Here is a 17,659-nt window from a genome sequence, read left to right on the forward strand (position 1 = left end):
GCACAAATCGATATAAGCTATCTTTGCACTGACAACTCATGCACAGACCTGATACCTCCCCCCTGCAATGGGCTGGCTTAAAATCATACTTTGGTATAACTCATCTTCATCCTGATGATGAAACGGACTAAACGGGGAGTAACTTGAACAAATCTGAAGCCACTTTCTACGCCAGCGGACTGAAACCCGACCGGGAATTCAGTGCTGCATACATGGACCTGCGCAACCTTCGCTCACTAATCCAAAAATCACCGGACTGTGCGGATGAAAAGATAATTCATGCGATCTGGGACATACTCATGGAAGGGCGATACAGCGACCAGCGCATGTCACAGTTGCTTTACCGGGAATGCTCGAAAGCTCTGGCAGCAGTGGCCCACGGGAGTTCTGATTACAGTCTTTCAAAAAAGGCACTCAACCTGCAGATACAGGCAGCCTCCACCTGCAAAAAATATTCATCAATAGAATCATCCGGCGGACTCGGAGTTCTTCCGTTTGACGTAAAACTGCCTGAAGAGCCTGAACCCTTCTCCGGCTTTGCCCCCTCAATCAAATGGGAAAACCTGATAAAAAGGGCTGGAGTCACTGAAGAACCATCATTTTCAGGCCGCACAGCGATCATGAAGACTGAAGGCGAAAATCTTATTTTTGCGGTTAAAATCCTGCGCAAAGGTGAAGTCCCTGAAGGCCTTCACCTTGAAGGGCGCTGGATGGAAAGGCTACAGAATGAGGCCGCCCAGTGTGGATGCCGCTTCGATTGCCCCAAACCATATACTATTGCCGGACACGTTGTCTTCCGTCTGGAAGACCTGCCCGCCCAGCACCCGGAGAATCTGCACCAGGAACGCTTTGCCATGGCCTACCACGCCCACAGCGACTACTTTGTCTACCCAAATGATGACCGGGAGGACAAACGCTGTGGAGCTAAAGAGATGCTGGAGATTATGGGCCGCAACTCTTTTCTTCTCGGATGGTTGGCAGGCCGCGGAATTGTTCATGATGCCCCCATCCCGCTCTTTCATAACCGGGTACAGGCGACAAGGCGCAATGATGAGGGAGTTTATGAATGGAGAAGGTTCGGCAGGCTTGACCGCTGGCTGGACTCATGCCGCTACCCGAACTTCGGTCTTTCCGGGTTGCGTGACTTCGAACATCTGCAGGTCATTAAACCGGGACGTGATTCATTCTACTGGGCGATCGGTTCCCACTTCATATCGATCCTGCTTGTTCTGGGGAGCTGGTTCAGGTCCGGTAACCCCGAGCTTTGCGGCCTTGATGAGGATGGGAATCCCGTTGACGCCCGTGAACTTTTTGATGAAGAGTTGTTTATAAAGGCTGTCTTCAACTGTTTCTGCAGCTACTACAAAGGATTCACCGGAATTAAATTTAAGAACGAAGTGGACCTGCATGTCCCCGAACTAGTCAAAACCATGATCAACGAAATGGGGATCGACCGCCATATGTTTGAATTCATGCGTGTTGTGGATCAGGACATTCTGGAAGACGCGGAATTCCGCAATTATCTGATCAAATGCGGAATGGACAGAGAAAAAGCATTGAGTATAGAAAAAGGGACAGAGGATATCCCGCTCACCACAGGCCCCCATCTGGGGGACTTCAACAGCACCATATCCCTGCCTGAAATTATCGAATGGTCGGCTATGGCCGCCGGATGCTGTATTGCCAGTAAATCACTCGGTGACCGCTGGAGCCCATAGACCTACTTCAAAGTCATGGCCCAGGACTGAATGTTCCTGGTAACCTCGGGGTCATAACCTTTGTCCTGCGCGAGCACAGCAGCAGCTTTCTTGGGGTCCACTGCCTCAGCATAAGGTCTTTTGGTAATCATGGCACAATAGGAATCAACAGCGGCAATGAGCCTTCCGGTAGGAGTGAAATCCCTGCCGGATTTTTTCTGGGGATAGCCCTTTCCGTTAATTCTCTCGTGATGCTCCATCACACAGGCTTCTACTTCCTTATACTTAAGATCAAGCTTTCCGAGCATTTCATAACCAAGCATAGGGTGCTTATCAATTTTAGTACGTTCGTCAGTAGTTAACGGCTTCGGTTTTTCCCTGATGAAAAGAGGAATTTTAGTCATTCCAAGATCGTGAAGGAAGAATCCCGCTGTAAGCCGGTTGAAATGATTGCGGGTTATATCTCCTTTGGAAAAGGACTCCGACTTCTGGTGGATAAACATGGCAAGAGCCAGAATACCGCAGTTCACGCTGTGCTTTGCCAGAGTATGCTCATGATGCAGACGCCTTGCCAGTGCTTTGATTCTGTAAGGGTCATTCCAGAGATATTCAGTCAGCACCATAAGGTCTGTCCACAGCCTTTCCATGACCGCAGCCACAGGCTGATCAAAAAACTCGTTGATCCTCATGGTTAAGGCTTCAACAAAAATATCAGCAATCTCGCTCTCTTTAAGATTGCGGTCGATGAGGACAAGGTCAAGCTGGTAGGCGATATGTTTTACATAGACAGGATGGTCTCTGCGGGACACAAAGATAAGCCCTTCCTTAACCATTTCGGCAAGTTGTTCTATACGCTCTTTAGTTAGCCGCTCCCCTACCTTATAATAAGAAGCGACACGTCCGATATCTTCCTTGAAAACAAAAATGTTTAATGGAGGCCTGAACTTGTTGAAACTTTGTAAAATATCAGGACTGATCTGATAATATTCCTCGTTTAGACCATCAGGAACATCCATTCTGCCTTTTGCATTCATAATCTGTTCTCACCCCAAATAAATAGCTGCGATATCACGACATTCAGCACGTACAGCAATTTGTAACCGAAAACGTACCAACTCTTGAAAATTCTCCGAACAGGAAGAGTCCAAGAATCAAAAAACAACCCCTGTCTTTAAATCCCCTATAGCACTCATATGCTCTTTCGTGAAGACTATCCCGACCTCGATATTTTTTTTAATTATTTTTTTAAAAATTTTCTAATTTATTTCTTAACTGAGCCATTTTTTCTAAGCTCCACATATTTAAGCTTTTAGCCTCCTGAACCTCCTTAAAAAGCCTTTGAATCAGCCAAATGCGACCCTCTTATTTAAAAAAGGGGCCTTGACTTTTTCCCCATTTTCACACACAGGTGGGGAGACGGGGGGAATTGGTGGTAGAACTGTGTGATTAGGTGGTAAAGAGATGAAATTCAGAGGTCACGCACATAGAAGCATGGATGCCAAAGGCAGACTGATGCTTACACCGGAGTATCGCGACCAAGTGTATGCCGATTCTCCCAAGGGTAGTGTGACCTTAACCATTTTCGAGGGAAACATTGTAGGTTTCACTCCCCCGGACTGGGATATTCTTGAACAAAAACTAACCAGCATCAAGAGTCCCAGCCGAAAACTCAGGAATTTCATTCGCATCATAATTTCAGGTTCCGAAGAAGTCCTCCTTGATAAACAAGGACGCATCACCATCCCTTCCCATCTGCGGAAAAGCGGCAAACTGGATAAGGACGTTGTCCTTGCCGGTGTCGGCGACAGATTTGAAGTCTGGGACAAGCGGGAATACGAAGCACTGCTTGAACAGGATTTCGATGATGTCTCTGAAGAACTGGCTGATTGCGGAGTAGAGCTCCCCTTCTAAGCACAGTATCGCTGATCCCGCACCGTTGATTCAATCGTTTTTACAAAATTTAAGCTTGATGTTTCAAGCCGTCGCAGTTTACTACCGCTCCCCCCAGAGCGAAACTTTAACACTGAACCGGCTTGAAATCAGGAAACCATGGAAAGCAAAGAAAACCGACCTGAAAAGGTTCACACATCGGTTCTGCTGAATGAAGTCATTGAATGGCTGGCACCCAAACCGGGGGGCCGCTACCTCGACGGCACACTCGGCATGGCCGGACATTCAAGCGCCATTCTGGAAGCCGCAGGAGAAAACGCGGAACTGGCAGGACTGGACCGTGATGAACAGGCCCTTGAGCTTGCCGGAACAAGGCTTGAGCCGTTCGAAGACCGGGCGCACAGGTTTCATCTTGCTTTCAGCAGATTTGAAGCCGCTCTTGACGAGCTAGGCTGGGATACTGTGGACGGCGTGGTTCTTGATCTGGGGGTTTCCTCTCTACATCTTGACCGAGCCGAACGCGGGTTCAGCTTCATCAAGGATGGTCCGCTTGATATGCGCATGGACCCGGCGGGCGGAATGCCGCCGGCGTCATCAATAGTAAATAAGGGTTCATACTCCGATCTCAACAGGATCCTGAAGCTTTACGGAGAAGAGCCGTTAGCTTCCAGAATAACCAAGGCCATAATAGCAGCCAGAGAACAGGACAAAATAACCACCACCCTGCAACTGGCAGCAATTGTCGAAAAGGCCTATCCGGCCAAACGAAAAGCTCTGTCGAGAACTCACCCCGCAACCAAGACCTTTCAGGGACTGCGGATTGCGGTGAACTCGGAGCTGGAAGAACTGCAGAACTTCCTTCGACAGATTCCTAAACGCTTAAGTCCTGGCGGGAGAGTCGCGATAATTTCGTTTCATTCTCTGGAAGACAGGATAGTCAAGAAAGCTTTTAAAGCCGAATCGCAGCAATGTGACTGCCCGCCTATGCAGCCGGTATGTACCTGCGGAAAAGTAAAAAGGCTGAATGTGCTGACCCGAAAGCCCATCCTTCCGACCGAAGAAGAGATGAAGCTCAACCCGCGAAGCCGCAGCGCAAAACTCAGGGTAGCTGAAAAAGTCCCTGAAAACGGATGAAACGGAAATGAAAGACGACTCCAAAGGTATAGCCATAGCGCTGGCTCTGACGATGGGTTCGGCATTGATTTTAGGGCTTGTTTCGGTCTGGTTCAATATTGAAAGAGTGGATAAGGCATACGACCTGAGGCGGATGGAAAAACGCCTGGACCAACAGGAAGCACTGGTTGCAAAACTGGAAGTTGAAAGAAACAACCTGCTTTCCCCCCTGCGTTTGAGGGAGCTCGCAAAACAATACGGTTTCGGGCCGGCTTCACAAGGCCAGATAAGGAGGCCAAGGGAAGCGGCTGATAATTAAAGTAAAAGGCAACAGGAGCTGGATGTGGCAAAAAGGAAAAAGGAAAGCCTGAAGCAGAGCAGGAATAAACTGCTCTTCGTCATGGTCCTTTTCGCCCTGATGTGGACGGGACTTCTGGGCAGGGCAGCATGGCTGCAGCTGTTCAAAGGTGCCGATCTCTCACGTCTGGCTTTACGCCAGCATCTGGCTGCAGAACTGGAGCGGGGAGAACGCGGTTCGATCTACGACCGCAACGGCAACCTGCTTGCCACAAGTGTAGAAGCATCATCGGTCTATATTCGTCCGGTGAAAGTTAAAGATGTGGGCGGTACAGCGATAAAACTTTCCAAAATACTGGGAATATCCCAGAGCAAACTGCGAAAGAAGCTGTCCAGAAAATCAAATTTCATCTGGATCAAGCGCCAGATCAATGACCGTATGGCCGCAAAAATCAAAGCGGCCGAATTGCCCGGTGTCTACCTTACAACGGAATACATCCGGCTATACCCCAACAACCATCTTGCAGGGCAGTTGCTCGGTTTTGTTGGCATAGACGGGGACGGCCTTGAAGGCCTTGAAAAAGAATTCAACGACCGGCTTGCAGGACGCAAGGCCCAGTTCGTTGTTCAGCGGGACGCATCTGGACGCAGATTGTATCTGGATGCCATGGGCCGCGAAATGGACATCAGGGGTAAAGACATCCACCTGACCATTGATTCAAATCTGCAGTCAGCCACAGAGAATGCTCTGGCCAATGCAGTGCGAAAATATAATGGCAAGTGGGGGGCTGCCGTTGTTGTCGAGGTTGCATCCGGAGATGTCCTGGCTATGGCCAACTGCCCGAGGTTCAACCCCAATATTTTCCGCACCAGTTCTCCGGCAATATGGAGAAACCGTGCGGCGCTTGATGTTGTAGAGCCGGGATCAACCTTCAAACCGTTTCTGATAGCCGCTGCTCTGCAGTACGGAGTTGTTACTCCCGAAAAACTGTTTGACTGCGAAAACGGGCGTTGGAAACTTAACGGCAAGTACATCAAGGATACTCACAGTGAGGGCTGGCTGCCGGTACATAAGGTACTGCGCTATTCCAGTAATATCGGCAGCGCGAAAATCGGCCTTGAACTCGGTGTTCAGAACTACCATAAGTTCATCACCGACCTAGGCTTCGGAAGCAAGACAGGACTGCCAATCCCCGGCGACCGTAGGGGAATGATCCGCCCTGCCGCACAGTGGAATGAAATTGATCTCGCTGCGGGATCATTCGGTCAGGGTATAGGTGTTACTGCCATGCAGATGGCCAAGGGGTTTCTTGCAATAGCCAATAAAGGCGTGAGCAAGCCCCTTCGACTGGTGCAGTTTCCGCATGATGAAGAGAGTGAAACACCAAAACGTGTTTTCAGCCCTGATGTGGCAGAAAAAGTCCTCTCCATGATGCGCGAAGTAGTACAGGAAGACGGAACCGGCAGAAAAGCCCGCATAAGCGGCACTACGGTTGCCGGAAAAACGGGAACAGCACAGAAAGCCCACAAACAGGGTGGCTACGGGACTGAATATCTGGCTTCTTTTGTGGCTCTGGTTCCGGGGTACAACCCGGAATATATAGTTTTTATGATGGTGGACGACCCCAAGCCGAACCACTACGGCGGAACGGTAGCGGCACCTGCTGTTAAAAAGATAATGACTGAAACGCTGGCATATTACGGAAAACTTCCGGAACACAGGGACCCCACTCCGCTTATAGCGGCAGGTCCCCACCCCTTTTCCGAAATGCCAAGACGGGCACTGCGTGCGAATCCGGCCCATGCCGAAGCCAATAAAAAAGTGGTTCCGGACCTTACAGGAATGCCGATCCGCAGAGCAATAGAAATACTGGTTCAAAAAGGTTTTGTTCCCAGACTCAAAGGTCAGGGAATGAAAGTAACAAAACAACTTCCCGAGGCCGGTGATAAATGGCCCGAAGAAGAAAACGCGGAAATGGTTCTCTGGGTATCCTGAACAAGGGCAAATTATGACTTCTGATAAATTCGACAAAACAAAATGGGACATACTCCTTGCCAAGGCGGGAGAAGGTCTGATGGTCCGCACTGATTCGCGTGAAGTACGGGAAGGCGATATTTTTGTAGCCATTTCCGGCCCGATCCGTGACGGTTCCGACTTCGTGCCCCAGGCCCTTGAGAACGGAGCAGCCTATGTGGTCAGCGCAACTGAAACAGACACAGGTTCCGCGTCACTTATCGTTCACCCTGATCCGCGTGAAGCACTGGGAGAACTGGCATCCGCATATTTTAAAACTGAGGAGAACAGAGTCAGGCTTATCGGTATTACGGGAACCAACGGTAAAACAACTGTATCCTATCTGATTGAAAAGCTTCTGGCTTCTGCCGGTATGAAAGTAGGAGTGCTCGGAACCGTCAGCTATCGCTGGCCCGGATTCGAACAGGAAGCTCCACTGACCACTCCGGGATGCTGGCAGCTTCACGAACTGCTTAGCCGCATGAATGACGCAGGTGTCGATGTGGCAGTTATGGAAGTTTCATCACACGCACTGGATCAGAAACGGGTCGCCGGACTTGAATTTGACGCTGCAGTTATCACTAACGTGACTCAGGACCACCTGGATTATCATGGGGATATGGAAAGCTATTTCAAAGCCAAATGTCTGTTGTTCACCCAATATCCCGGAGCTCTCAAACGCGGAATAATCAACTTTGATGATCCATACGGCAGACGACTTCTTGAATGCTACAGCCCATCCATCGGTTTCGGGCTTGAGAAAGACGGCAGGTCCGGAAGCGAGTCTTTGTGCGGTGAAATGATCTCCTGTACCGGCGATGGCATGAAACTGCGTATGACTCAGGGTGACAAGAGCTGGGAAATCGAATCCGACCTGATCGGTCGCCATAACGGATCCAACCTGCTTGCAGCACAGGCAGTCGGTCTGCACATGGGACTTACTCCGGAGCAAATGGATATTTTCGCAGAGTTTGACGGCGTTCCCGGAAGACTCGAAAGGGTCCGCAACGATATGGGGCTGAATATTTTTGTAGATTATGCGCACACTCCCGACGCACTTGAGAATGTTCTGCGGACACTCAAGGAACTCGACTTCAGCAGAATCATCACAGTATTCGGCTGCGGTGGAGACCGCGACAAAACCAAAAGACCACTTATGGCTCAGGCAGCCTGCCGTTATTCTGACGTTGCCGTGCTGACTTCAGACAACCCCCGCACAGAAAATCCTTTGAAGATAATGGATGATGTGCGCGCGGGATTCGCAGGTTGTGATGTGGTTATTGAAGACGCGGACCGGGCTGCGGCAATACGCAAAGCAGTTGCCGAAATGACCCCTTCCGACGTTTTGCTGATCGCCGGAAAAGGCCATGAGACTTATCAGATAATTGGAACGGAGAAACGTAACTTTTCGGATGCCGAAGAAGTTACCAAGGCAATCAAGGAGATTTACGGGTGAAGCTGACCTTGTCTGAACTCGAAGAACAGCTCCTTGGGGGCAGTGATATTCCTGGTGCGGAAGAACTGGAAATTGCCAATGTGCGCATAGACAGCAGACTGGTGAACAGAAACGACGTGTTTTTCTGCATTGAAGGGGATAATTTCGACGGCCATAATTTCGCCGAAGCGGCACTTGATGCCGGAGCGGCTGCTGTCATCGTTTCTCAGTTCCGGCCCGACCTTGACGGCAGGCCCGTAATTTTTGTGCCTGATACGATTAAGGCACTTGGACGGATAGCAGCATACTGGCGTCTCAAATCCAAGGCCCGAATGATTGCCGTAACCGGTTCTGCCGGGAAAACTACGGTCAAGGAAATGCTGGCCCATGTGCTTGCCGGTTCCCATAAGGTTCATAAAAATTTCATGAACCTGAACAACCAGATAGGCCTTCCCATGTCCATGCTGGAGGCTTCCGGTGAGGAGACTTACTGGGTCATGGAACTTGGCATCAGCCTTCCCGGTGACATGGCTGAACTGGGCCCCATCGCCCTGCCGGATATGGCAATTGTTCACAACATTGGCCCCGCCCATCTCGAAGGACTGGGGTCGCTGGAAAATGTCGCAAGGTTCAAGGCTTCAATTTTTGAATACCTGCGCCCGGACGGCAAAGCTGTCTGCTGCTGTGATCATGAACTGCTGTGGAATAAAGCTTCAGAGATCTGTGATCCGATTGCGTTTTCATCAACTGATCCTGAGACAGAATATTTCAGCTCGCTGGTGCGTACACTTCCTAACGGATCAGGAGAGTTCGTTATCAAGGCAGGTGAAGAACAGACCAGAGTGGTACTTCCCACCTGCGGTTCCCATTTTGCTGAAAATGCAGCGGCAGTAACATGCGCCGCCCACCAACTGGGCATGGAGCTCGATGAGATAGCCGAGAGACTCGCAACCATTGAGCTGCCCAGACAGAGATTTCACTGCCACACGTATGGAGAATGGACACTGATTGACGACTCATACAACGCCAATCCCCTGTCCATGAACCGGGCAATTGAAACGGCCAGAGAAATAGCAGGTGATCGGCCGCTGGTACTCGTTCTGGGTGACATGCTTGAACTGGGCAGCGAGGCGGGTTGTGCCCACTGTGATCTGGGAAACAAAATTGCCGAGATCAAGCCGGACGCGACTTTCTACCACGGAAGACATTACAGCGAAGTGGCTTCCAAAACCAATGGTTCCACACTGGTTCCGGTTAATAGCCCTTCGGAATTTATCAACGGAATTCACGAACTTGGTTTAAATAACGCGGTGGTTCTTTTCAAAGGGTCAAGATCATGCCGCATGGAAGACTACTTTCAGGCACTGAATAACGAGGTCGGCGGGGAGACCGGAGGAAACAAAGCATGATCTATCATTTTCTAGTCCCCCTGAGCGCGCAACTGGGCGTACTGAACGTATTCCGCTACATTACGTTCCGCTCAATCTACGCTCTGCTCACAGCACTGGTTATCACTATTGTGCTGGGTCCTGTCATGATGCGCTGGCTGCAGAAAATAAAGTGCGGACAGTATATTCAGGATGAAGTGGGAGAACTCCACAAGTGCAAGGCCGGAACCCCTACAATGGGAGGTCTGCTTCTGGGATTCGGCGTGCTGGCCTCCACCCTGCTCTGGGCAGACCTTACAAATATCTATGTCTGGCTGACCATGCTGGTTTTCGCAGGTTTCGGGCTGGTCGGTTTTGTGGATGACTACACCAAGCTTCGCGGCAAGCAAAATAAAGGAATTTCACCGAAAGCCAAACTCTTCGGCCAGCTCCTTGTTGCAGGAACCGCAGTAGGACTGCTCATAATGCAGCCCGCATACTCAACCGAACTGGCTGTCCCCTTTTTCAAGAATTTCACTCCGGATCTGGGCTGGCTTTACCTGCCCTTCGCCCTTCTGGTCATGATCGGGGCATCCAACGGTGTAAACCTTACTGACGGACTGGACGGGCTGGCGATAGGGCCGACGATAACAAGTGCGACCTGTTACGCTTTCTTTATCTACATCGCCGGGCATGTCGGGATGGCAAACTATTTAAGCGTACCGCATGTGGCTGGCGTGGGTGAAGTTACAATTTTCTGCGGGGCCCTTGTCGGAGCTGGGCTAGGTTTTCTCTGGTACAACGCCTATCCGGCACAGATTTTCATGGGTGATGTAGGCTCCTTGAGCATCGGCGGAGTTCTCGGCTTTGTAGCCGTGCTCTGTAAACAGGAACTGCTGCTCATAATCGTAGGCGGTGTATTTGTTTTCGAAACAATCTCCGTGATCATGCAGGTAAGTTATTTCAAGGTCAGCGGAGGAAAACGCATTTTCCGCATGGCACCGCTGCACCATCATTTTGAACACAAAGGAATTCCGGAATCCAAGATCGTCATAAGATTCTGGGTAATCTCAATTCTTATGGCCTTGATGGCTCTGAGTACACTCAAGATCAGGTAAGGAAAATGGATAGCGCATTCGTAGAAAAGGTCACTTCGACCCGCATGTTCACCGACCGGCTGGCAATTGTCGCCGGGGCAGGCCGTTCCGGACGTGCAGCCGCACAGCTGCTGCACAGGCTCGGTGCGACCGTGCGCATTGTGGATGCGAACACGAACCTTACAGATGATGTGCTCGAAGGCCTCGGCCCCAAAGCCCAGCTCATGACCGGACCTTTCTGCGAAGAACAGTTCAAGGATGCGGATGTTATCGTTATCAGTCCCGGTATTCCCATCGGAAGAATCAAGCCTTTCATCGGGAGCCTGCCGGAAAGACGTATAATTTCCGAGCTTGAACTGGCTGTATGGTTCGCGGACGAACCTAAGATTGCAATAACCGGGACTAATGGCAAAACAACTACAACGGCACTTATCGAACATATTCTAAAAGAATCCGGCAGAACTGTATTCGCCGGAGCCAACTACGGCACTCCTCTTTCAGAATACATCGTCAACCGTGGACAGGCCGATGTGCTGGTACTTGAAGTCTCCAGTTTTCAACTGCAGAACTGCAGACTGTTCCGCCCACAGGCAGCCATATTACTCAATGTTTCGGCAAACCACCTCGACTACCACGAGAGCATGGAGGAATATCTGTCCGCCAAGCTCAAAATATTCGAACGGCAGTCATCTGACGAACTGGCTATTCTGCCTGCTGATATGCGAGATGAACTTGAGCCCGGTGAATTTACACGTGCCGAAGTCAAATGGTTTGACGGCAATGAATTTCCAGAGCAGCCCAACCTTCCGGGGGCGCACAACCGCCTTAACATCGAAGCAGCGTGGCTGGCCCTTGAAAAAATAGGGATTACCCGTGAAGAATTTGAGGCCGGTCTGAAGACTTTCAAAGGAAAGCCGCATCGGATTGAAAAAATCGGGACAGTTAAAGGCATTAGCTTCGTTGATGATTCCAAAGGAACCAACCTTGATGCGGTCAAAGCTGCCCTGCAGAGCTTTGAGGGACCTGTCAGGCTTCTGCTTGGCGGAGTCTTTAAAGGCGGAAATGTAAGTGAACTGACTCCCGTCATGAAAGGCCGGGTGGCTGAAGTCGCCCTTTTCGGTGCCGGGCGTGAGTATTTCGAACCTGTACTCAAACACGATTTTGAAATTTCATGGCACGAAAATCTGGAAAAAGCTGTGCATAAACTTTTCAATAATGCCGCAAAAGGAGACACGATACTGCTCTCTCCGGGTACAGCAAGTTTCGATGCCTACAACGGCTATGAGGCTAGAGGCGAAGATTTTAAAAGAATCATGGAGGAACTGTCTTGAACAAGAAGAAGAACCTCTCCGGAAAACCTGAACGCCTTGATTACTGGCTGCTCGCAGCTGCACTGCTTCTGGCCTGTTTCGGCCTGATGATGGTGCTTTCCGCCAGTGGCATCATGGCTGAACGCTTTTTCGATGACAAATACCTTTTCTTCAAGAAACAGGGGATGTTCCTCGTTGCCGGAACCTTCATGATGTACTTATGCTCCAGACTGCCAAAAGCCCTATTTTATAACATGGTCTACGTCTGGCTGATGGGTGCTTTTCTGCTGCTCATGCTCTGCGACTTTACTCCGCTCGCGGTTTCAGCTGGCGGTGCTACACGCTGGATAGCCATAGGCCCAGTCCGCATTCAGCCGCTTGAGTTCTGTAAGCCCGCACTTGTGCTGTATCTGGCTTACTTTTTCGCGCGCAAGCAGGAAATGATAAAGACTTTCAGTGTCGGATTTCTGCCGCCATTTGCCATCACCGGGGCACTTTGCCTGCTCCTTATGCTGCAACCGGACTTCGGTGGCTCTGTATTTCTGTGCATGATTCTTTTTTTCATGAGCCTTGTGGGTGGGACCCGCATCAGCTACCTGCTCACCTCCCTTATTTTCGCAGGCGGGGCAGGCTACATGCTGATCACCAGTTCACCATACCGGCTCAAGCGCATGACTGCTTTTATAGATCCTTTCAAATCTGCACACGAAGAAGGATACCAGCTTGTGCAGTCACTTTACGCCTTCGGCTCAGGCAACCTTTTCGGACAGGGACTTGGAGCAGGCAAACAGAAACTGTTCTTCCTGCCCGAAGCCCACAACGACTTCATCATGGCTGTCGTGGGTGAAGAGCTCGGATTTCTGGGCGTACTGGCAGTGTTCTTTGTTGTAGGATTTCTTATGTACCGGGGCTTCAAAATTGCCCTTGCACAAGATGACCTGCAGGACCGTTTCACCGCATACGGCCTGACTATCATGCTGGCATTGGGCTTTGTGCTCAATCTTGCTGTGGTTATGGGAACAGTACCGCCCAAGGGTGTTCCCATGCCGTTTGTAAGTTATGGGGGATCATCACTGCTTATTTCCTTCGTTTGTATAGGAATTCTCCTTAACCTTTCGAGGGGTAAAGTGTGATGAAGCGCATAGTTCTAACAACAGGCGGTACCGGGGGCCATGTTTTCCCCGCTTTGGCTGTCGCTCAGGAAATTAAAAACCGTTTTCCGGATTGCGAAATAATGTTCCTCGGCGGACAGGGCGCGGAAAAGGAAATGGTAGAGCGTGCCGGCATCAGATTTAAAGGACTCCCTGCCAAAGGAGTTATAGGCGGCGGGCTTAAAAAGATATTCGGAGCATTCTGGATTATCCATGCTCTGCTGCTGGCAGCTAAAGCGATTATCGGGTTCAAACCCGATGCCGTAATCGGCTTCGGTGGATATGCAGGGTTCTGCCCTGTTCTGGCCGGATGGATGCTGGGTATTCCTACTGCCATCCACGAACAGAACAGCGTACCCGGGGTTACCAACAGAATTCTGGGAAAATTTGTTAGAAGAGTTTTTACTTCCTTTGAGGATATCAGGAAATCATTCCCCGCCGAGAAAGTTGAGGTTATGGGAAATCCGGTCCGCAGGGAAATAATATCAACCGGATCATCCGGAAATGAAAAATGCGTTCTGGTTTTTGGAGGCAGTCAAGGGGCAAGGCCTATCAATGAAGCTGTCTGCGACGCCCTGGCCCGATTGAAAAAGGCAGGAATCACTTTGATTCACCAGAGCGGAAAGGCGGATTTTGAAAAAGTCCGTAAAGCATACGAAGATATGGAAATGAATGCGGATAACGTACACCCGTTCATACACGACATGGCCACTGCTTATTCGCAGGCACAGCTTGTAGTCTGCAGGGCCGGAGCATCCACTGTTTTCGAAGTTGCGGCGGCGGGCAAGCCGGCATTGTTCATCCCGTTTCCGCAGGCCACCCATGATCATCAGACCGGAAACGCAAAAAGTCTGGAAGATCTGGGAGCGGCTGTTGTCATCCCCCAAAATGAACTGAGCGGGGATGTGCTGGCTGATAAAATTTTGAAACTGATTTCCGATCAGGACGGTTTGAAAGAGATGGGAAGAAAGGCTCTTTCATTTTCACGACCTGACGCAGCCGCCGCAATTGTGGACGGCATAGACAATATTATCCGAATGAGAACAGTGAGAGGTGTGGCATGATCGCAGCAGAAGGTCCAAGCGTACCATTGGTTACAGACGCGGCCTGTCCCATAATGCGCAGCAGGGTGGGCAACATTCACATGATCGGAATAGGCGGCTCGGGAATGAGCGGCATTGCCGAAGTCCTGATCAACATGGGGTTTACCGTAACCGGTTCCGATCTGGCTGCCGGAGCTCCGGTTAAACGACTGCTCAAAATGGGAGCCCAGGTCTTCATCGGACACGGGGCGGACAACGTCAATGAAGCTGATGTGGTAGTCAAGTCAACCGCCATTTCGGATGACAACCCGGAACTTTTAAAAGCCCGCGAACTGGGCATTCCGGTAATTCCGAGAGCGGAGATGCTTGCCGAGCTGATGAGACTGCGCACCGGAATCGCCGTTGCCGGAACACACGGTAAAACAACGACTACTTCTCTGCTGGCGACAATTTTCACCGAAGCACATCTTGACCCGACTGTTATCATCGGCGGTAGGCTCAATACCTTCGGCAGCAACGCTCGTCTCGGTGACGGGCAGTTCCTGATCGCCGAAGCGGATGAATCCGATGGTTCATTCCTTTGCCTCGCGCCGATCATAACTGTTGTCACCAACGTAGATAAAGATCACATGGACTTTTACGCGGATCAGGAAGCTATTGATGAATCATTCCGTAAGTTCATGAACTCAATTCCCTTTTACGGGATGAATGTGGTCTGCGGCGATGATCCGGGCGTGAAAAGACTGCTTCCAAGTATCAAGCGCCCCTGCATGACCTACGGGCTGGAAAAAGGAAACAGGCTGCGTGCAGAAATCATATCCTGTGAAGTACGCTCCCTTTTCAAAGTCTATCTTGATGAAGAGCAGCTGGGAGAAGTTTCTCTCGCCCAGCCGGGAAAACATAATGTCCTGAATGCCCTCGGCGCTATCGGGGTTTCCCTTGAAGCAGGTATTGACCCTGAAACCGTCCTGTCCGGCCTGTCCAATTTCATGGGTGTGGGCCGCAGGTTCGAAAAGAAAGGGGAATGCAAAGGTGTGATGGTTGTTGATGACTACGGCCACCATCCCGCTGAAATCAAGGCGACTATTGACACAGCAAAGTCATGTTTTCCGAACCGCAGACTGGTAGTGGCTTTCCAGCCGCACAGGTTCACCAGAACTCAGGCCCTGTTCGGCGAGTTCTGCAAAACATTTGAGAACTGCGATGAGCTTCTGCTCACTGAAATCTACCCCGCTTCGGAATCCCCGATTCCCGGTGTGAACGGAATGTCTCTGGCACAGGGAATCAGGCAGGTGAGCTCTACGCAGGTAAGGTTCTATCCTGATTTTGAAATGCTTGAAAATGAATTGCCCAATGTCCTGAAACCCGGTGATCTGTTTATAACTCAGGGTGCGGGGTCGATATACAAAATAGGTGAAAACTATCTCCAGTATCTGGATGAACAAGGCGGAAACTGCCAGATAAGCGATGGCAGCTCACCTTTTAACGGATAATAAAAATGACTCTTGAACTGCTTCATAAACCGGACATGTCCGCGCTGACCTCCCTGGGTATAGGGGGGAATGCACGCGTGCTCGCCAAGGTGCGTGATGAGAACGGACTCGATGAGCTGGCCCGCTTTGTTGAAAACGAAGGCCCGGAGCTCATGGCGATCGGTGAAGGAAGCAATATGCTGGCTGCGGATGGAGACATTAATATCGCTCTGATCCAGATTGAAAAGACTGAGAAACCGGAAGCGTCAATAACTGGCAGCACAGTGCGTGTCCCAGCTGATATGAGACTTCCGGGACTGCTTTCCGTACTCATTAAAAACGATCTTTCCGGAATGGAAGGACTTGCCGGAATTCCCGGTTCGGTCGGCGGTTCTGTAGCCATGAACGCAGGATCATACGGCACTGATATGTCGAAGTCCGTACAAAGAGTACGTCTCTGGACTCCCGAAACCGGGCTTATCTGGAAAGACGCACATGAACTGGAGTGGGGATACAGACACTTTTCCGCTGGAACCGGCCAGTTTACTCTGATCTGGGAAGTGGAATTGAAACTGTCTCACTGCGATCAGGGAAAAGTAAGAGCCGCAGTTAAAGATACTTTTGCCAGAAAAAAAGCGACCCAGCCGGTACTTGAAAAGACCGCCGGGTGTGTTTTCAAGAATCCTGAAGGGCACAGTGCGGGCAGACTGCTCGACGAGGCAGGCTTCAAGGGCAGGCAACTGGGCGGCATGGCATTTTCCGAAACCCATGCCAACTTTCTGGTGAACAAAGGTGCAGGCAATGCCTCGCAGGCTCTTGAACTGATGACACAGGCACAGGTTTCCGTTGCTGAGAAGTTCGGTGTAACCCTCAAGCCGGAGGTTATAATTCTGCCATGGGTGTAGCCAGTACCAAAAAACCGAGACTGACTCTGGTCAAGCCGGGTCAAAAACGCACAGGCCGTAATAAAACCAAAGCAAAGCGTAAAACTTCATCTTTTTCCGCCGCGGATTTGTTACTGACTCTGATGCGTAAAATCTGCATTTCCGGTGCCTGCCTGCTGTTGCTGGCAGTTCTGGGTATCGGTTGTCTGGCTGGTTACCGCTGGATGACTTCACATCCATACTTTGCGCTGCAGGATATCAAAGTAAGCGGAAACCAGAGACTGACCTACGGAGAAGTTCTTTCACTTGCAGGTATAAGTCTGAACCAGAACAGTCTTTCCGTTAATATCGGCGAAGTTGAAAGCCGGTTGAGCGACAATCTCTGGATCAACTCCGCCACCGTAAAACGGCAGCTTCCCGGAAAAATGCATATTCTGGTCCGGGAAAAAACTCCCCGCTTCATGGTCCGGCAGGGAGACAAACTTTACTACTGTGACAGCAGAGGCGGACTGATTGCTCCGGTAAATCCGGCTAAATTCACCTCTCTGCCGTTTTTGAACATAGATTCCGATGCCATGGACAAGGCGGCCATCCTGCCCGATTTCATGGACCGGCTCAGCAGAAGGGAACTCCCCTTTGACGCCGGGCAGATAGCCTGGATTGATATCAAAGGCGGAAACAGGATGGAAATTTTTATGGACAGCCTCAATCTTAAACTTCTGCTGGGGCTGAACAACTGGCAAGAACAGCTTTCACACCTGAACACAGTCTGGAATGACCTCAAAAACAGGGGAGAGTTCAGGGACGTGGCGGCCATAACCACCGGAGACGGCAGGGTCTGGGTTGAAAAACACACCCATGGAAATGGTTCGCCTAAATAGGCAATATC

Annotated in this window: 15 protein-coding genes; 14 read left to right on the plus strand and 1 reads right to left on the minus strand. The window is 50.5% G+C overall.

Features of this window, described 5'->3' with window-relative positions; all coding sequences use genetic code 11:
- Window positions 1-143 precede the first annotated feature (143 nt).
- Complete coding sequence (locus ACZ5PW_RS19420) at window positions 144-1,718, plus strand: SidJ-related pseudokinase (RefSeq protein WP_464556669.1); 1,575 nt, start codon at window positions 144-146, stop codon at window positions 1,716-1,718.
- 2 nt (window positions 1,719-1,720) lie between these two features.
- Here the strand turns inward: ACZ5PW_RS19420 and ACZ5PW_RS19425 are convergent, their stop codons facing one another.
- Window positions 1,721-2,731 carry an HD-GYP domain-containing protein gene (locus tag ACZ5PW_RS19425; RefSeq protein WP_464556670.1) on the minus strand — a complete coding sequence of 337 codons (1,011 nt, stop codon included), beginning with the start codon at window positions 2,729-2,731 and terminating at the stop codon, window positions 1,721-1,723.
- A 427-nt stretch (window positions 2,732-3,158) separates the two neighbouring features.
- Here ACZ5PW_RS19425 and mraZ point away from each other — a divergent pair, with 427 nt between their 5' ends.
- The 13 genes from mraZ to ACZ5PW_RS19490 all read left to right on the plus strand — a co-directional run bounded on the left by mraZ (window position 3,159) and on the right by ACZ5PW_RS19490 (window position 17,651).
- The gene (mraZ, locus tag ACZ5PW_RS19430; RefSeq protein ID WP_464556671.1) at window positions 3,159-3,608 is read left to right on the plus strand and encodes a division/cell wall cluster transcriptional repressor MraZ; all 450 of its coding nucleotides are present in this window, start codon (window positions 3,159-3,161) and stop codon (window positions 3,606-3,608) included.
- Between the two features lie 138 nt (window positions 3,609-3,746).
- Window positions 3,747-4,721 (plus strand): 16S rRNA (cytosine(1402)-N(4))-methyltransferase RsmH, encoded by a 975-nt coding sequence (gene rsmH / locus ACZ5PW_RS19435; protein WP_464556672.1) that lies wholly within the window; start codon window positions 3,747-3,749, stop codon window positions 4,719-4,721.
- A gap of 7 nt (window positions 4,722-4,728) precedes the next feature.
- The gene (locus ACZ5PW_RS19440) at window positions 4,729-5,019 is read left to right on the plus strand and encodes a hypothetical protein (RefSeq protein ID WP_464556673.1); all 291 of its coding nucleotides are present in this window, start codon (window positions 4,729-4,731) and stop codon (window positions 5,017-5,019) included.
- A 24-nt stretch (window positions 5,020-5,043) separates the two neighbouring features.
- A complete protein-coding gene (locus ACZ5PW_RS19445; protein ID WP_464556674.1) occupies window positions 5,044-6,993 on the plus strand; it encodes a penicillin-binding transpeptidase domain-containing protein in 1,950 nt (649 codons plus the stop codon).
- Between the two features lie 13 nt (window positions 6,994-7,006).
- The gene (locus ACZ5PW_RS19450; RefSeq protein WP_464556675.1) at window positions 7,007-8,467 is read left to right on the plus strand and encodes a UDP-N-acetylmuramoyl-L-alanyl-D-glutamate--2,6-diaminopimelate ligase; all 1,461 of its coding nucleotides are present in this window, start codon (window positions 7,007-7,009) and stop codon (window positions 8,465-8,467) included.
- Window positions 8,464-9,855 (plus strand): UDP-N-acetylmuramoyl-tripeptide--D-alanyl-D-alanine ligase, encoded by a 1,392-nt coding sequence (locus ACZ5PW_RS19455; RefSeq protein ID WP_464556676.1) that lies wholly within the window; start codon window positions 8,464-8,466, stop codon window positions 9,853-9,855. The genes ACZ5PW_RS19450 and ACZ5PW_RS19455 overlap by 4 nt, the downstream gene beginning before the upstream one ends.
- Complete coding sequence (mraY, locus tag ACZ5PW_RS19460) at window positions 9,852-10,931, plus strand: phospho-N-acetylmuramoyl-pentapeptide-transferase (RefSeq protein WP_464556677.1); 1,080 nt, start codon at window positions 9,852-9,854, stop codon at window positions 10,929-10,931. The genes ACZ5PW_RS19455 and mraY overlap by 4 nt, the downstream gene beginning before the upstream one ends.
- A gap of 5 nt (window positions 10,932-10,936) precedes the next feature.
- Window positions 10,937-12,241: a UDP-N-acetylmuramoyl-L-alanine--D-glutamate ligase gene (murD, locus tag ACZ5PW_RS19465; RefSeq protein ID WP_464556678.1), complete on the plus strand. Its 1,305-nt coding sequence runs from the start codon at window positions 10,937-10,939 to the stop codon at window positions 12,239-12,241.
- Window positions 12,238-13,353, plus strand: a complete 1,116-nt coding sequence (gene ftsW / locus ACZ5PW_RS19470; protein ID WP_464556679.1) for a putative lipid II flippase FtsW — start codon at window positions 12,238-12,240, stop codon at window positions 13,351-13,353. The genes murD and ftsW overlap by 4 nt, the downstream gene beginning before the upstream one ends.
- Window positions 13,353-14,435 (plus strand): undecaprenyldiphospho-muramoylpentapeptide beta-N-acetylglucosaminyltransferase, encoded by a 1,083-nt coding sequence (murG, locus tag ACZ5PW_RS19475; protein WP_464560457.1) that lies wholly within the window; start codon window positions 13,353-13,355, stop codon window positions 14,433-14,435. Before ftsW ends, murG begins: the two co-directional genes overlap by 1 nt.
- A gap of 53 nt (window positions 14,436-14,488) precedes the next feature.
- Window positions 14,489-15,907, plus strand: coding sequence for a UDP-N-acetylmuramate--L-alanine ligase (murC, locus tag ACZ5PW_RS19480; RefSeq protein WP_464560459.1), 1,419 nt, complete (start codon window positions 14,489-14,491; stop codon window positions 15,905-15,907).
- A 5-nt stretch (window positions 15,908-15,912) separates the two neighbouring features.
- Complete coding sequence (murB, locus tag ACZ5PW_RS19485) at window positions 15,913-16,791, plus strand: UDP-N-acetylmuramate dehydrogenase (protein ID WP_464556680.1); 879 nt, start codon at window positions 15,913-15,915, stop codon at window positions 16,789-16,791.
- Window positions 16,782-17,651, plus strand: coding sequence for a cell division protein FtsQ/DivIB (locus ACZ5PW_RS19490; protein ID WP_464556681.1), 870 nt, complete (start codon window positions 16,782-16,784; stop codon window positions 17,649-17,651). The genes murB and ACZ5PW_RS19490 overlap by 10 nt, the downstream gene beginning before the upstream one ends.
- The last annotated feature ends 8 nt before the right edge of the window (window positions 17,652-17,659 follow it).

Source organism: Maridesulfovibrio salinus (assembly GCF_055394525.1).